The sequence below is a fragment of the Azospirillum sp. SYSU D00513 genome (genome assembly GCF_017356015.1).
Lineage (GTDB): Bacteria > Pseudomonadota > Alphaproteobacteria > Azospirillales > Azospirillaceae > Azospirillum.
Genome location: NZ_JAFIQV010000082.1, coordinates 1 through 13,298, shown reverse-complemented (window position 1 = coordinate 13,298; position 13,298 = coordinate 1). Strand labels below are relative to the sequence as shown.

Below are 13,298 nucleotides of genomic sequence, written 5' to 3'. Positions count from 1 at the left end.
CGCTTTCCCAAAGTGGCGGCACTGCTGGATGCCGCCGAGCATGACGTGCTGGCCTACATGGATTATCCCGAGGCGCACCGCACCAAGCTGCACTCGACGAACCCCCTTGAGCGCCTCAACAAGGAGGTTAAGCGCCGCACCGACGTCGTCGGGATTTTCCCCAATGAAAGCAGCGTTCGTAGACTGGTCGGTGCAATCTTGTTGGAGCAGAACGATGACTGGCAGCTCCAGCACCGTTACCTGACACTCGAAACCATGACGGGGATCGCCGCAGCCGACGAGCCCGCCATCACACAGCTTTCCTCAACAATGGCGGCCTGACTGACGACGCCCCTGACCACCTTCCAATTTCCACCACCTTGACGGACGTGACCGACCGTTCACACCGCGGTCGGCCAGCATCCGCTCCAGATCACGGTAGCTGATCGGGAACTGCAGATACCAGCGCACCGCCCAAAGGATCACCTCCGACGTGAACTGCCGGCCCTTGAACGGGTTCTTCCTCCTGCCCATCACCCCACCGCTCCCGCTGCTGAAACGGACACCATCCTACCCAATCCGGGGGGCGGGCCAAACTTGCAACAGAGCCCGCTGTCGAGCATATCAATGAATGCAGTGTTAACAAACGGAGGGTGTCACGCTGTAACCTCGGATTTGAATGAATTTTTCTGATCCGCCTCTGCCAGTGCCTTCAGGGCGTGTTTGTGAGCCCAACCAGGCGACAAGCGATGAATCATCCTTCCGGAAAGTGCGTATGTGAGGGGCTGAAGATCAACTCAGAGCGGCACAGAGGCGCGATGTCAACAAGTCGGCTCAAACCCGACGTTACTGCGTGACACCCTCCTCCCCTCACCCCATCCCCCGTAGCCCTACAGGGCATCCACATCCACTCCAGCCTCCATGAAGACCAAACGAGCCCAAGCGTAGTTGATGGGCGTAAGGCGGTTCCTGCCGCTATCGAAGAAGGTGATGGTGCTCCGGCAGCCCCCAACTCGGGAGGCTAGGCCATCCACGCTCCACCCCAGCTTCTTCCGGGCGGCCCGGCACTGCTCTGGCGTCATGGTTCGTCACGCCGGCTCATCGCGCTCCCCAATGAACCAGTCACGGCAGAGCCGACCGACAAGCCACGTCAGCACGCCCAATGCCAACCCGCTGCTGATGAAGAGTATCGCTTGCTCTGGACCAGAGGCCGCCGTGCTCAAGATGACCGCGCCTATGATCCATAGCCCGGCTATGACACAGCATACCCAATAGAGAACGTGCCCAACCAGCTTCAGCATTTCCTCTCTCCGCGCTCACCCCATCCCCGCGTCCCTACAGGCTATCCACGTCCACGCCGGCTTCTAGGAAGGCGATGCGGATAGGTATAGCTGTCATGGTGCCGCTGACCGTCGCTCCCCTCTCGAAGCTCCGCACAGTTCGGTCAGTACAGCCCGCGCGATCCGCCAAGTCCTCTTGCGACCATCCGAGGCACTCTCTTGCTGCTCGGCATTGCTCTGGCGTCATGTCCCTCACCCCCATCCCCCGCAGCTCGGGGCCTACAGTCCATCCACGTCTATCCCAGCTCTGGCGAAGGTGGCGCGAAGCTTCTCCAGTGTGGCTTCCCGCGGCTTGATCTCGCCCCTCTCAAAGCGGGAGACCGTGCTGAGAACCAGCCCAGCCTCAACCGCAAGCGTAACCTGTGACCAGCCCAGGCTCTTGCGCGCAGCTATGCACTTCCTAGGCGTAATCCCCTCACTAAATCCCACACAGCCCCGCAAGGCGTCCGGGTCTAAGCCATCCTCCAGAAAAGCCTGGCGGATCTTCTCCATGTTCTCGTCCTTCAGCATCCGAGCCCCCCGCTCGAAGAAGCCGATCATTGCGACTGTCAGCCCGGTTTTTGATGCCAGGACGGTTCGCGACCATCCTAGGGCAGACCGTGCGGCAAGACATTGCTCTCGTGTCATCCCTCTTCCTTCGATCGAACCTGCGCAGCTCGGGGACTACGGCTCGTCCACGTCCACCCCAGCCTCATGGAAGGCTAAGAGGATACGCGCCATGTTGGCCGGGAGCGGGACGTGCCTGTTGTTCTCCCAAGCGGAGATAACGCCTGTCGATACGCCCGCCCGCCGAGCTAGGCCCGCCTGCGACCAGCCAAGCTTCTTCCGAGCGGCACGGCATTGATCTGGCGTCATGCAGCAGACCACCTCTCCCGCAGGCTCCACCCCAACGGTGTGAGCTTCCATCTCCCAGGAGTGTCGGCGGGCACCACCACGCCCAGATCAAGAAGCGGCTGCACCATCCAGTCGGGCGCCACGTCAGCGAGAACCCCAGTGTCAGGGTCCGCCGTGTTCACCCAAATTATTGCCGCGTCTGTAAGCACTGCTTTCCCCTCACCCCATCCCACACAATTTGCGCCACACCACTCCGCCGGCCTGCGTCAGCTTCCACTGTCCCGACCGGGGCCCCTCCTGGATCAGGCCAAGGGCTAAACACTCCAGCACGATATGCCCCGCGGCATTCTCCGCCAAGATCCAGGTTATTGGATGGGCTGTGTAGAGCCATCGCCGGTGGCTGCTGGTCAGCTTCATGGCCGGCTCCCCTCACCCCATCCCCTTCATCTCGGGACCTACAGCTCATCCACCTCCACGCCCGCCCTCAGAAAAGCCCGGCGGATGGACATGATCGTCTGCTCGCTAGTGCCTGTCTTCCTCCGCTCATAGTTACCCACAGTCTGGGTGGCCATGCCTGCCTGGGTAGCCAGCTTATCGATGCTCCACTTCAGCTTTTTCCGGGCGATGCGGCACTGTTCCGGCGTCATGGCTCTACCAACCTCTTCCACTCATGCCATCCAGTCACGGTCAGCCTCCACCCCTGGCGCTCGTCCCGGCGTAACCAGCCCCAGGTCATGGCACTGCTCGATCAGCCACTCAGGGGCAGCATCGGATAGGGCCCCTGTCGCTTGGTCGGCGGTTCTGATCCAGAGCTTCTGGTCACTCGTTAGAGGCTCTGTTGCAAGTTTGGCCCGCCCCCCGGATTGGGTAGGATGGTGTCCGTTTCAGCAGCGGGAGCGGTGGGGTGATGGGCAGGAGGAAGAACCCGTTCAAGGGCCGGCAGTTCACGTCGGAGGTGATCCTTTGGGCGGTGCGCTGGTATCTGCAGTTCCCGATCAGCTACCGTGATCTGGAGCGGATGCTGGCCGACCGCGGTGTGACGGTCAATCACACGACGCTCTACCGCTGGATCCAGACCTATGCCCCAGAGCTGGACAAACGCATCCGTCCGCACCTCCGGATGACGACCGGCTCCTGGCGCGTCGATGAGACCTACGTGAAGGTGAAGGGCCGCTGGATCTACCTGTACCGCGCCGTCGATGCACGTGGGCAGACGGTCGACTTTCTTCTCAGCGCCAAGCGTGATGCCGCGGCCGCCCGGCGCTTCTTCCGCAAGGTCCTGAAGCAGGCCCACACCGTGAACCCACGCACCGTCACGGTGGACAAGAACGCCGCTTACCCGAGTGCCACCAGGGCGATGAAGAAGGCCGGTGAGCTGTGGCGCTTCACCAAGCTGCGGCAACGCAAGTACCTGAACAACATCGTTGAACAGGACCACCGGCGCGTCAAGCGGCTGGTTCGGCCGGGGCTCGGGTTCAAGGGCTTCCACAGTGCGCGTCGGACGATCGCCGGCTACGAGATCATGGCCATGGTCGGCAAGGGCCAGGTCAGGGCTGTTTCGGTCAACGACATGCCAGCCCAGGCATCTTTCATCGCCAGCCTGTTCGGTCTTGCCGCCTGACGATACAGGCGCCGCAGCCCTCTGCGCCCGTTACCAAACTTTGCAACAGAACCTGACGGCGCAGGTTGCGCGCGATGACGGCGGCCGGATCGGTGTCTTCAGGGAGCGGAACGGATGCGGGAAGGTTGGAGGGCTCGGTCATCGGGATTTTCGGGGCCTCGGGACGGGCGGCGGTGAGCGGAGTGGCGGCGTCAGCCGCCCCACCGGACCCAGCAGAGCACATGATGAACGAGCGATAAAGGCCCTTGTAGCTCGTTCGCCCGGGTTCAGTGCTGTTAGTTCCAGAAGTTAAAATTCTCCTTAGTATCAGTAGGTTAGAGGTTCTACGGTGAAAGCGCAAGCTGGTGGCTGGCCCATCCTGACGTGCGCGCTCAACCGCTTCGCGGATTCTGCCGGAAGATTTTTCCGCATTGGTAGCTTTGAGATTCACTTTGGTTCTGCCCCTGTGCCCTCTCCGACGTATCCCGCCCATCATGCTCGCTCTAAGGCGAACCGCCCCGCCGGTGTCGCTCCGCCGGGACAAGCCCAGCTGCATCAGGGTTCTTCCGCCCCGCCCTCGCCTTGCGACGTGGGACGGCGGCGGGAGAGCGCGCCGCGCACAGCGTTGCGCTCGGCAAGGCCCTGAATCCTCACATACTCCAGAAGCGTTTTCGGCTCCTTGTGGCGGGTGGTCGCCAGGATGGCGGTGATCTCCTGGCCATCGGCGACGGCCGTGCTCACGAATCCCGCCCGAAGCGAGTGACCCGCGAAGTGTGTCGGGTCGAGCCCGGCGGCGGCAGCGAGGCGCTGCACGGTGCGCGCCACCGTCCGCGGGTTCAGCGGCGCGCTGCCGATGGCACCGTTCTCCCGTCTCACGTCGCGGAAGACCGGCTCGCCCTCCCCCGCGACATACCCGGCGGCGAGCAGCGCCAAGCGCCAGGCGTCGAGGGCCGCGACCGGGCAGGCGTCGCCGCCCACCATCGCCACCCCGACCGTCTGCCCTTTGTTCTCGTGGTCCGTCTTGGACCCGCGGACGGTGATGGACAGGCCTCCCTTGGCCGGGCGGATGTCGCCCCAGAGGAGTCCCGCCGCCTCGGAGCGCCGCAGGGCCGCGGCAAAACCCACAAGGATCAGCGCGCGGTCGCGAACCCCGCGGACGGTGCGGACGTCGATCGCGTCGAGCAGGCGAAAGAGCGACGGCTCCGCCTCATCCTTGTCATGAGCGGGCACCGTCATCAGGGCGGCAACCTTGCGCTTGCGCCCCTGGTGGGAGCGCTTGGCGCCGCGCATGAGATCGGCGATGGCCGGGGTGTCGGCGGGGGCGGGCTGGCCGGCGGCGCGGTGGGCGTGGCGCACGGCGGCGCGGATCACCTCGAGGCTGGAGGGGGTGAGGCCGGGGACGGCGTCGCGCACCACCCGCCCGTCCTTCACAAGGGCCGGCTTCGGAGCGCGGTGGCCGAGATAGGCGGCAAGCGTCGCCGGGCTGCAGGGCAGCGCCGCCAGGCCGTTGCGCGCGCACCAGGCGATGAAGGCAGCCCAGGCGCGGGCGTAGACGGCGCGGGTGCCGGCGGCGCGCGCGGCGGCGACGAGCCGGCTGGCGTTGTCGAGGCCGTCGAGGGCCTCGGGGGTGAGCAGCTCCCCGGAGCCTCCGGGTGGAACCGCCAGGTCCGCAGACCCTGCAGCGTCGGCGGCGACGGGTCTGTCCGTGCCCTCCCCCGCCCCGTCGCCGGCCCACGCGTCGGTCAATCGCTTCTCCCCTTCCCGCCTCCGGGATCCTTGTGGTTTGTGCCCACCGCCCTGCCCTGCGGGCGGCGCCCCGGGGCGGCCTTCCGGCCCTTTCCGGGCCTTTTGGCCGGGTTTTCCGGGGCGGAGTATGGCGGCCGCGGTGCTGTCCGAAAAGCAGCACTTAAACTGCACGGCGACTGGTCAGGACGAAGAAACGTCCAAATGGTCTCGCCACCGGACACCGTGACCTGTATGGCCTAAGGCCCGATGTACGACGTCCGCATAAGGCCTTATTATGGAAAGTTCGTGGTGGTTTCCGGGCTGAAGGCGGACTTTCAGCCACACAGCGGTGTGGCCTGAGCAACCGCCATCATATCGCAACCACCTTCATGAACCTGATGCATCCGGACAAGTAGAGCAGGTGCCTACTTAGCCACTTCAATATGTCCATCATTTTGGGTCCGGGGAGCCGTTCTCATAAGCGTTTGCTGGTCCAGCCGAGCGCAGGTGTAATGCCAAGCCCGTCCTTGTGGATCATCGGCCCAAATGCGCTCACCTGCTAAAATTGAGCCGTAACAGAAGTAGCAGCGCGGGATTGCTGTTCCTGAGTTTGAGTGCTCGTTCATGAAGGGGCTGCCTTGCTGCGCTCAATGCATGCGACATGCATCACCATATCTTGGTTTTAGAGTACATTCGTATTTTCGCGTAGATAATCCTCCTTTCCTCCCTGACCGCCTCCGTCACGTTGAAGGCTTCCGCCCACACCTTGGCCCGCGCGTCGGTCAACCCGCACAACGGACTGCCCATCGTCTCCGGCGGCCGACAGTCTGTGGTGTCCCATACCACCCAGCCCCCGCCATCATAGGGCGGGCATGCGGAAGTCATGCCTTAGTATGCAGGCGAGCGCCTGTTGACGTTGCAAATTGATGCATAGCGCAGCAATCAGCCGCCTCCTGCCAGTGCGCTAGGGTCTGTTGACATTTGAGGTGTGCAGGGGATTCCCAAAGCCGCAGGAATTTGATTCAAAGCTGCCGACAGGGAGGTGGCTTTGGACCGGATGGTGTTGCGCGATGATCAATGGGAGCGGATCGCTCCGCTTCTTCCCGGAAAAGTCGGAGATCCCGGCCGCTCGGCGGTGGACAACCGGCGCTTTGTCGAAGCGGTGCTCTGGATTGTCCGGGTCGGGGCGCCGTGGCGTGACCTGCCCGCGGCGTTCGGCTCATGGAACTCGGTTTTCCAACGCTTTCGCCGGTGGGCCAAGGCCGGTGTCTTCGAGCGGCTGTTCACAGCCTTGGCGACGGATGCGGACTTCGAGTACGCGATCATCGATGGAACCATCGTCCGGGTGCACCAGCACGGAACCGGAGCCCGGGGGGGACTCAGGCTCAGGCCATCGGTCGCTCCCGGGGTGGGCTGACCACCAAGATCGTTGCCGTGGTCGATGCCCTGGGCAACCTCGGACGCTTCGTCCTGCTGCCGGGGCAGCGGCACGACAGCGTCGGCGTCGCACCCGTCCTGGAAAACGTTGAGTTCAAAGCCTTGCTGGCCGACAAAGCCTTCGACAGCAACGCCATTCGCACCCTGGTCGCTGAACGCGGCGCCCTCGCCGTCATTCCCTCAAAAGCCGACCGCTCCACCTGCATCCCTCATGACAGCGAGATGTATAAGTGGCGCCACTTGGTCGAGAATTTCTTCTGCAAGATCAAAGAGTTCCGGCGGATCGCCACCCGTTACGACAAAACCGACGCCAGTTTTGCCGCCGCCATTCACCTCGCCGCTGCCGTTCTGAACACACGATGAATGTCAACAGACCCTAGCGCAACGAAATTTTGCGGTCTGTGAAATATGTTACGCTCTGTCGATCATTATCCGGCGCATGCTTGCGTCAGTGGATGCAAGCACCCGAGACCGACATGCTCAAGCCGCAGTACCGATCCCGCACAGCCATCGTAGAGGCCCTGACAGCCAAGCAGATCTTCGCGATCCTGACCGCCGACCCGGTCACAGGCGTGCTCGCCCTTGGCGCCTCGGAAGAGGCCATCGCCGAATGCCATGACCGCGGGCTCATCACGCCCGGCGCCGGCCCCGGTGAGTGGAAGCTGGCGCCAGACGGATGGGAAGCTCTACATGGGTGGCGAACCGCATAAAGGCGGGCCGTCAGGCCTGCGCCTTGTTCCGCTTCAACACCGATGCTCCTGCCTTGCCCAACCGTTCCCGCTCGACCTTTGCAAACTTGTTCGCTTCCCTGTCTCCCTTGAACGGACCGGCAAGCGTTGCGATCACCTCACCATCCGGCGCTAAAGCCACGACGGCATAGTAGCCGGGGCGGTTCGGCATTTCTTGTGTGGCTATGCGCATGTGAGGCAGTGCTTTCCAGACGGAAAAAGCGATATGGCGGGGCTAGAAAGTGTCATTGGCCTCGCATCAAGGCACCGATAATAGTTTCCCTATGCTGGTCATCAGTTTGCGCCCATCCACGGGCTTCTGAAGAATGATGACTTTTTCCCAGCCCTTATCCGCTACTATATCCGAATAACCGGATATAATAATCACCGGCAGGAGGGGATTTCGCTTGAGGAGTTCGCGCGTCAACTCCACGCCACCTAACTTTGGCATCCGCGCATCCGTTATCACCAAGTCCTGGGGGGCTTCTATATAGGCATAAAGCGCGTCCGCGCCGTTGTCGCACACGACAACAGAATACCCATGAACACCGATAATCGCCTCCATTGACATTGCAATCAAAGGATCATCATCAACGACCATTATATTCCGCATTGTGCGACGCCTTGCTTGCACGTTTCACAAACGTAACACCAACATCATTGCATGACTCAGAACCGCTCGCAATGTTACTTAGTTGCATAGCGTCTTTACAGAATGGCGCCGGACGACCGTATAGGTGTCGTCCGACTGGGCATGGGGTCAGCCGCCCGCCATGCGGGTCACCGCGTCCACCTTGGCGTGGGCGTTCGCGGCGGCGCGGTAATTGCCGGCCAGCAGGTTCACCAGCTTGGTCACGAAGCCGAGCGCCTTGTCGTCGGCGAGCGTGGGAGTCCAGGCGACGGCGTGCGGCAGGACCGCCAGCAGGGCGAAAGCGCCGATCCAGAAGCCTTTAGTCTGGACGGCGGCGATGGTTTCGAGCATGACGGGGTTCTCCTCGGGCGCGTAAAAGCCCGCGGGCGGGGTGTCGGCGGGCGGGTGAAATGCAACTTTTGATTCCGATTTCCTTGTTGCGGACTCACACCCCAAATCCATGGGCGAGGCTCTTGGAAATGCTGGGTTTGTATCCTGTAGAAAGCCCGATTTCCCCCGAGATCATTCACTCGTCAAATCGGGAAGGCGCGCATGGCCTTCTGGATGGTCTCCACCACCGGCTGCACATCCGGCTGGGCGCCGCTGGCATAGGCCTCGCCGTACCACTGGCCGGACACGTCGAGGTGGTTGTTCCGAGCAGCCTGGATGGCGTCACCGGCGACGCCGCGGACACCGGGCCGGGGCAGCACGTCGTCGTCCGGACTCCTCGGCGCGAACTGCGGGTTGGAACCCACCACCTCGTCGAGCGGCCGGGTGGGGCCGGGGCGATCCGGTCCAGCTCCTCGCGAAAGGCTGCGTCACCGCCTGCGTATTCCGCTGGTCGATGAAGTCGGTCATCGTGTCGGCGGTCTCGGGAAGCGCCGAAGGTTGCGCTCCATCACCTTCAGGCTCGGCAGGTTGGTCAGCTCGCCAACCGTCAGGGGCACGCCTCGCCCCTCGGCCTCGCGGGACAAGGCGCTCCACTGCGCGATCTGCAACGGGTCCTTGGCCTTGGGCACCTCGGCCGGCGCCACGCCGAGCGGGTTGCGCGTGAACGCCTTCCAAGCCGACGGAGAGGCCCTGCCCGACGCTCGCCTCGAGCCCCTGGCCAGCGGCGTTCAGGAGGTTGATGTCCGTGGCGCTCTCCCCTGCCACCGCGCGGTCGGCGAGCTGGCGCAGCACGTCGCTAGCGGTCGCCGTTCTGGCCGCTACGGGGATGCTCATGCCGCTGGGGCCAACGCGGTACCGACCGCCCCCGCCGCCGCCGCCTGAGGGATCGCCGGGCCGGCGTTCGCCGCGACGAAGCGCCCGACTCGCTGGAAGGTGTCGAGCACCCCCTCGCCGCCGGTCACGGACAGCACCTCGCCCACCAGCTGCCCGGTGGGCACGTCGCAGTGGACGATCTCCCCGTTCACGATGCCGTAGTGGTCGGCCGGGATGCCGCGCGCGCCGGCGAAGCGTTTGATCTAATCCTCCAGATTGGGCGCGAGGGACGCCCGCATAGTAGTGAAGAAGTCCTCACCCCGGTCGAGGCTGTCCACGACCGGCCTGTTGGTGATCTTCGTGTCCGGCGGCGCGCTCCACAGCTCCTCGTCGCTGTAGAGCCGCTTGGGCTCCTGGGACGCCGGAGCGGGCGTGCACGAAGCCGAGGACCGCGTGCTCCAGGTGACGGCGAACGATCGCGATACGGACCGGCATCGCACCCCCATCATGAAGCGGCGTGTGCGTGACACCGGCAAGCTTGGGGAGGCCTGATCCATGAGCAATCTGTCCAAGAAGATCCTGGCGGACACCGCCCTTGCCTCGCCGGTCAGCGTCGGCCTCTCCGCCGTCTGCCTCGCTCTCCTTCAAGCCCCCCCAGGAATGGCGGGCTCTTGAGGCGAAATGGAAGGCCTCCCAGGACGCCTTCACGGAAGCGTTCGAGCGGGCCAAGGCAGCTTGGCCGGCCGCGCCGGAGCCTTGGGCTTCGAAGAAGACGGTTCCGCCGTCGGTGAAGGACTTGGTGGCGCATTACGAGGTGCAGTTCGGCCATCTCAAGTCCCTCCGCGGCATCCTGCATGGCGAGGAGACTGTCCCCGAGTTCTACGTCGAGCAGGCGAAAGCAGAAGTACCGGCCCTGCGCGTCTATTGGGCCGGCCGCGAGGCGGTCGATACCGAGCACGATGTTCCCCGGCTGCGCGCCTTGAGCAATGAGGCCTGCGAGCGTGCCGATCAGGCCCGCTATCGGTTCATCGACTTCCCGGCCGTGACGTTGGAAGACGCGCTCTTCAAGCTGCGCGTGACCTTCGAAGAATATGGCGAGGACGCGGCCGGCTATCCCTGCGACGTGCTCCTCTCCGAAATCCTAAAGCTGGCCCCGAGCCATGGAGGGGAGAATGGCTGAGCTCGACGGAGCTGACACTCGCTCAGCCCCCGTCAGCGTTCAGCGCCGCCGTCCAGCGGATCGCCGCACTCCTCGCTAGCCCCAGCAACCAGCGGCAATCCGCGCGAGCGTAGCTCCCGCTCTCGCGATCCACCACGCTCCACCGGCCATCGACGTCGGGCCGGGCTGCATATCAACGTATGTACCCTTGCATGCGGGGGAAGCTGTGCCTTGGCCGAAAATGCGCAAGTTACAAAAGTGTAATACTGCCATGCCCGATGTTCGGGGCAGCCTCCGCGAGCCTTGCGTGGCCGCAGTGCAGCCAGACCGGTTCCGGCTCCCTTCAGATGTTGTTTGCTGGCGGCTCGATGTGCATCCAGTTGAGCCTCTTCGCGAGGCTGCTCGCCGCTTCGAAGGTCAGACCCGTGTAGAGAGCGCGGTAGCCGCCGCTCCGGTCCCAGATCCGCACGTCGACCACGGCCCATGTGTTGCCTTCGCTGTCGACGGCCACGGCATAGCAGACGGCCATTCACGCCTCGACTTCCGGAATTCCACGGTTGAGGTCGTAGAACCAAGCGGCGACGACCTGAGCGCCGACCTCGGTCAATCCGCGCTCGACCACCAGAAGCCCGCCGCCAGCCGCCATCAGCTTTGCATCGTAGACGAGCCACCGGCCCTGCTCTTCAGGATCGGGCATGTATGCATAGCGAGCGGACATTCCACCACGCTGATCAGGAAATATCACGGAAGCGTGAACGCGGCAGTATCCCGGTGGACCGGCGCTCGGTGCAGGCTAATGCACGTTCCTGGCACCGGGAGCGATCGACTCCCACAGCCGCAGGAGATCCAGCCACAGGACGGCGACGTCTTCCTTGAGATCGACCAAGGCCCTGCCGCTGGAGCAGGCGTATCCCCCCGATCGGCGGTCGATGATGCTCCAGCGGCCGCTTTCGCATTCCATTCGCAGCACATAGCGGGGAGGGATCGGTGGCGTCATTTCCATGAGCGTCAAGTCTCCGCAGCAGTGGGCAGCAGCCGGCGTTCAGTTCGCGGCCGGGCGGCCCTGATCCATGAGGGTGGTCCACTCCGCGATCCGGAAGGCGCGCTCCAGCGAGAGCCCGGCCTCCATGACCCGCGGAACGATGCCGGCCGCCTCGCGGTGGTCCGCCATGACGGCCCAGCCACCAACCAGGGGCGCGACGTAGATGTCGATCACATTATCCATACAGCAGTATGGGAGCCCCGGACGGCATATGCCAAGAGTTGGATACAATTTGATGCAAATGCCCACCTCATCGGTTCTAGATCGGTAACCGGCCGGTCGGATTGTGTTCGGAGTGTTACCTGATGGGAGCCGTCGTCGCTTTCCCCGACCGCCGGAAGCCGGTCTCGCCCTGCGAGCTGGTCTGGGCCGCGTGGGAGAAGAACCTCGCGGCCCGGACCTACGAGACGGACCGCACGCTTGAGAGCCGGGAGCGCCTTTCGCGGCGTAGCGGCACCTGGCCGAGGCCCGCCACCGCGGCCACCAGGCGCTCGTCGAGAAGGACGTGAACGCCTTCGTGCGTCTGCTAACGCTCCAGGACGAGGAGCCTGCTTGACCATAAAGCACGCCGGCGCTCCATCGCCTCCTGCCTCCAGATCACCGCACCGGCCTCAGCCGCATGCCATGGGGGCATGGCGTCAGGTGCTGCCCTTTCCAGGCGCCGTGCCCACGGTGTTCAGCAGATCCGCATAGTTTCGAGCCTGCTCATAGGTCAGGTCGCGCTTCAACACCCGGAAGACGCCCGTGTGGCGCCACTCCCAGGCGTCGAACACCACCCAGCCCTGGCCGACCGGATCGATGCAGATGTCGTATTGGTCCGTCATAAGATGGACCATACTAATGATTTATATCTTTTGGATAGAGCCGCGACCGGATGAACGATGAGGAGCCCGCATAGATGGTCGCCACTCGCGAGGATCTGGCCGGTCTGCCCTACTGGCCCCGGTTTCTCGGCCGGGAGCAGGATCAATGTTATCAACTAGCATAAGGATAGGGCAACCCAGCCCGCCCAAATCGGCAGAATATTCGCCACTCAACCGGAGGGTATTGAGATCACGGGAACCGGGGATAGGCTGCTGCGCTCCATGACGGCGGTCAGGAACATCAGCAGGCCAAAGGTGCTCTTGGTGGCGAAATCGGTCTTATCAATGACATACCAGTTCCTGCCATATTCAACGGCAGCGAAGGAATCCTCTGGGCGCTTTGGCTGAACCCTTACCCCGATCAGCCGGCCGGGACTCTGGTCGGGCACGCGGGTCGGATAGGTCTGGCCGCTTCCGACGGTACCGTCCGGCACCTGGATGCCGCCGGCCAGCGTATTCAGAATCTCCACCAGCGACCGGGTGTAGAGCGCCAGCTCGTCCCTCCGGTTCTCGTGGAAGCCGAAGACCACGCGGAAGCTCCGACGCTTAGGATCCAGGCGGAGGAGGTCGAGGAGGCGCGCCGCCCTGGAGTCGAGTCTGCCGTTCACGTCGTTGAGCAGGAGAAAGGCGTTCCGCTGGTCCCCCTGCCCCTCGAAACGGATGCCGAGTGTACCGCCACCAATAGGTTGGACACCGGAGAGTGGTTAAGGGCTACAACTCAGGGCAGCAACTCCCGACTGGGCCAAGAATGCCATCG

The 13,298-nt window shown here is 63.7% G+C and carries 24 protein-coding genes; 6 read left to right on the top strand and 18 right to left on the bottom strand.

The annotated features are described in order from the left end of the window. Window positions 1-321: transposase (locus JUB11_RS31635; RefSeq protein ID WP_247887462.1), on the top strand; the 321-nt coding region annotated here is incomplete at its 5' end. Between the two features lie 746 nt (window positions 322-1,067). Here JUB11_RS31635 and JUB11_RS31625 read toward each other — a convergent pair. The 4 genes from JUB11_RS31625 to JUB11_RS31600 form a co-directional block, all read right to left on the bottom strand. Continuing rightward, window positions 1,068-1,280 (bottom strand): hypothetical protein, encoded by a 213-nt coding sequence (locus tag JUB11_RS31625; protein ID WP_207462794.1) that lies wholly within the window; start codon window positions 1,278-1,280, stop codon window positions 1,068-1,070. Window positions 1,281-1,538: 258 nt separating this feature from the next. After that, a complete protein-coding gene (locus JUB11_RS31615; RefSeq protein ID WP_207462792.1) occupies window positions 1,539-1,946 on the bottom strand; it encodes a helix-turn-helix transcriptional regulator in 408 nt (135 codons plus the stop codon). Between the two features lie 426 nt (window positions 1,947-2,372). Next, complete coding sequence (locus JUB11_RS31605) at window positions 2,373-2,570, bottom strand: hypothetical protein (RefSeq protein WP_207462790.1); 198 nt, start codon at window positions 2,568-2,570, stop codon at window positions 2,373-2,375. Between the two features lie 38 nt (window positions 2,571-2,608). Continuing rightward, complete coding sequence (locus JUB11_RS31600; RefSeq protein ID WP_207462789.1) at window positions 2,609-2,800, bottom strand: helix-turn-helix transcriptional regulator; 192 nt, start codon at window positions 2,798-2,800, stop codon at window positions 2,609-2,611. Window positions 2,801-3,060: 260 nt separating this feature from the next. Here JUB11_RS31600 and JUB11_RS31595 point away from each other — a divergent pair, with 260 nt between their 5' ends. Then, complete coding sequence (locus tag JUB11_RS31595; RefSeq protein ID WP_207462788.1) at window positions 3,061-3,774, top strand: IS6 family transposase; 714 nt, start codon at window positions 3,061-3,063, stop codon at window positions 3,772-3,774. A gap of 534 nt (window positions 3,775-4,308) precedes the next feature. Here the strand turns inward: JUB11_RS31595 and JUB11_RS31590 are convergent. After that, window positions 4,309-5,499, bottom strand: a complete 1,191-nt coding sequence (locus tag JUB11_RS31590; RefSeq protein WP_207462787.1) for a site-specific integrase — start codon at window positions 5,497-5,499, stop codon at window positions 4,309-4,311. A gap of 1,027 nt (window positions 5,500-6,526) precedes the next feature. Between JUB11_RS31590 and JUB11_RS31585 the strand changes: the two genes are divergently transcribed. Then, window positions 6,527-7,278, top strand: a protein-coding gene (locus JUB11_RS31585) for an IS5 family transposase (RefSeq protein ID WP_207462786.1) whose coding sequence is annotated in 2 segments (ribosomal slippage) — window positions 6,527-6,848 and window positions 6,848-7,278 — 753 coding nt in all. Because the reading frame shifts where the segments join, the coding sequence is not laid out codon by codon here. Window positions 7,279-7,391: 113 nt separating this feature from the next. Then, complete coding sequence (locus JUB11_RS31580) at window positions 7,392-7,625, top strand: hypothetical protein (RefSeq protein ID WP_207462785.1); 234 nt, start codon at window positions 7,392-7,394, stop codon at window positions 7,623-7,625. 10 nt (window positions 7,626-7,635) lie between these two features. Here the strand turns inward: JUB11_RS31580 and JUB11_RS31575 are convergent, their stop codons facing one another. The 7 genes from JUB11_RS31575 to JUB11_RS31545 form a co-directional block, all read right to left on the bottom strand. Then, window positions 7,636-7,836 carry a hypothetical protein gene (locus tag JUB11_RS31575; protein WP_207462784.1) on the bottom strand — a complete coding sequence of 67 codons (201 nt, stop codon included), beginning with the start codon at window positions 7,834-7,836 and terminating at the stop codon, window positions 7,636-7,638. A 66-nt stretch (window positions 7,837-7,902) separates the two neighbouring features. After that, window positions 7,903-8,244 carry a response regulator gene (locus JUB11_RS31570; RefSeq protein ID WP_207462783.1) on the bottom strand — a complete coding sequence of 114 codons (342 nt, stop codon included), beginning with the start codon at window positions 8,242-8,244 and terminating at the stop codon, window positions 7,903-7,905. Between the two features lie 159 nt (window positions 8,245-8,403). After that, entirely contained in the window at window positions 8,404-8,625 is a 222-nt protein-coding gene (locus JUB11_RS31565) for a hypothetical protein (RefSeq protein ID WP_207462782.1), read from the bottom strand. A gap of 182 nt (window positions 8,626-8,807) precedes the next feature. Beyond that, entirely contained in the window at window positions 8,808-9,029 is a 222-nt protein-coding gene (locus JUB11_RS31560; RefSeq protein ID WP_207462781.1) for a hypothetical protein, read from the bottom strand. 99 nt (window positions 9,030-9,128) lie between these two features. Next, window positions 9,129-9,293: a hypothetical protein gene (locus JUB11_RS31555; protein ID WP_207462780.1), complete on the bottom strand. Its 165-nt coding sequence runs from the start codon at window positions 9,291-9,293 to the stop codon at window positions 9,129-9,131. 201 nt (window positions 9,294-9,494) lie between these two features. Then, window positions 9,495-9,689, bottom strand: coding sequence for a hypothetical protein (locus JUB11_RS31550; protein WP_207462779.1), 195 nt, complete (start codon window positions 9,687-9,689; stop codon window positions 9,495-9,497). Window positions 9,690-9,740: 51 nt separating this feature from the next. After that, window positions 9,741-10,007, bottom strand: coding sequence for a hypothetical protein (locus JUB11_RS31545; protein ID WP_207462778.1), 267 nt, complete (start codon window positions 10,005-10,007; stop codon window positions 9,741-9,743). Between the two features lie 269 nt (window positions 10,008-10,276). Here JUB11_RS31545 and JUB11_RS31540 point away from each other — a divergent pair, with 269 nt between their 5' ends. Then, complete coding sequence (locus JUB11_RS31540; protein ID WP_207462777.1) at window positions 10,277-10,657, top strand: hypothetical protein; 381 nt, start codon at window positions 10,277-10,279, stop codon at window positions 10,655-10,657. 322 nt (window positions 10,658-10,979) lie between these two features. Here JUB11_RS31540 and JUB11_RS31535 read toward each other — a convergent pair whose 3' ends face one another. The 4 genes from JUB11_RS31535 to JUB11_RS31520 form a co-directional block, all read right to left on the bottom strand. After that, a complete protein-coding gene (locus JUB11_RS31535; RefSeq protein WP_207462776.1) occupies window positions 10,980-11,165 on the bottom strand; it encodes a hypothetical protein in 186 nt (61 codons plus the stop codon). Next, entirely contained in the window at window positions 11,166-11,354 is a 189-nt protein-coding gene (locus JUB11_RS31530) for a hypothetical protein (protein ID WP_207462775.1), read from the bottom strand. A gap of 75 nt (window positions 11,355-11,429) precedes the next feature. Then, a complete protein-coding gene (locus JUB11_RS31525) occupies window positions 11,430-11,639 on the bottom strand; it encodes a hypothetical protein (RefSeq protein WP_207462774.1) in 210 nt (69 codons plus the stop codon). A 39-nt stretch (window positions 11,640-11,678) separates the two neighbouring features. After that, complete coding sequence (locus tag JUB11_RS31520) at window positions 11,679-11,852, bottom strand: hypothetical protein (protein ID WP_207462773.1); 174 nt, start codon at window positions 11,850-11,852, stop codon at window positions 11,679-11,681. A gap of 131 nt (window positions 11,853-11,983) precedes the next feature. Here JUB11_RS31520 and JUB11_RS31515 point away from each other — a divergent pair, with 131 nt between their 5' ends. After that, window positions 11,984-12,187 (top strand): hypothetical protein, encoded by a 204-nt coding sequence (locus tag JUB11_RS31515; RefSeq protein ID WP_207462772.1) that lies wholly within the window; start codon window positions 11,984-11,986, stop codon window positions 12,185-12,187. A 129-nt stretch (window positions 12,188-12,316) separates the two neighbouring features. On the opposite strand, the gene JUB11_RS31510 is transcribed toward JUB11_RS31515, so the two are convergent. Both JUB11_RS31510 and JUB11_RS31505 read right to left on the bottom strand, forming a co-directional pair. Next, the gene (locus JUB11_RS31510; RefSeq protein WP_207462771.1) at window positions 12,317-12,502 is read right to left on the bottom strand and encodes a hypothetical protein; all 186 of its coding nucleotides are present in this window, start codon (window positions 12,500-12,502) and stop codon (window positions 12,317-12,319) included. 209 nt (window positions 12,503-12,711) lie between these two features. Beyond that, the gene (locus JUB11_RS31505) at window positions 12,712-13,071 is read right to left on the bottom strand and encodes a hypothetical protein (RefSeq protein WP_207462770.1); all 360 of its coding nucleotides are present in this window, start codon (window positions 13,069-13,071) and stop codon (window positions 12,712-12,714) included. Between the last annotated feature and the right edge of the window lie 227 nt (window positions 13,072-13,298).

What these genes read in the sequence shown, in the direction of transcription:
- JUB11_RS31565 (WP_207462782.1), bottom strand. Translation starts at nt 8,625, where the DNA reads ATGCTCGAAACCATCGCCGCCGTCCAGACTAAAGGCTTCTGGATCGGC.
- JUB11_RS31535 (WP_207462776.1), bottom strand. Translation starts at nt 11,165, where the DNA reads ATGGCCGTCTGCTATGCCGTGGCCGTCGACAGCGAAGGCAACACATGG.
- JUB11_RS31530 (WP_207462775.1), bottom strand. Translation starts at nt 11,354, where the DNA reads ATGTCCGCTCGCTATGCATACATGCCCGATCCTGAAGAGCAGGGCCGG.
- JUB11_RS31510 (WP_207462771.1), bottom strand. Translation starts at nt 12,502, where the DNA reads ATGACGGACCAATACGACATCTGCATCGATCCGGTCGGCCAGGGCTGG.
- JUB11_RS31515 (WP_207462772.1), top strand. Translation starts at nt 11,984, where the DNA reads ATGGGAGCCGTCGTCGCTTTCCCCGACCGCCGGAAGCCGGTCTCGCCC.
- JUB11_RS31525 (WP_207462774.1), bottom strand. Translation starts at nt 11,639, where the DNA reads ATGGAAATGACGCCACCGATCCCTCCCCGCTATGTGCTGCGAATGGAA.
- JUB11_RS31600 (WP_207462789.1), bottom strand. Translation starts at nt 2,800, where the DNA reads ATGACGCCGGAACAGTGCCGCATCGCCCGGAAAAAGCTGAAGTGGAGC.
- JUB11_RS31575 (WP_207462784.1), bottom strand. Translation starts at nt 7,836, where the DNA reads ATGCGCATAGCCACACAAGAAATGCCGAACCGCCCCGGCTACTATGCC.
- JUB11_RS31570 (WP_207462783.1), bottom strand. Translation starts at nt 8,244, where the DNA reads ATGGTCGTTGATGATGATCCTTTGATTGCAATGTCAATGGAGGCGATT.
- JUB11_RS31595 (WP_207462788.1), top strand. Translation starts at nt 3,061, where the DNA reads ATGGGCAGGAGGAAGAACCCGTTCAAGGGCCGGCAGTTCACGTCGGAG.
- JUB11_RS31605 (WP_207462790.1), bottom strand. Translation starts at nt 2,570, where the DNA reads ATGAAGCTGACCAGCAGCCACCGGCGATGGCTCTACACAGCCCATCCA.
- JUB11_RS31580 (WP_207462785.1), top strand. Translation starts at nt 7,392, where the DNA reads ATGCTCAAGCCGCAGTACCGATCCCGCACAGCCATCGTAGAGGCCCTG.
- JUB11_RS31615 (WP_207462792.1), bottom strand. Translation starts at nt 1,946, where the DNA reads ATGACACGAGAGCAATGTCTTGCCGCACGGTCTGCCCTAGGATGGTCG.
- JUB11_RS31625 (WP_207462794.1), bottom strand. Translation starts at nt 1,280, where the DNA reads ATGCTGAAGCTGGTTGGGCACGTTCTCTATTGGGTATGCTGTGTCATA.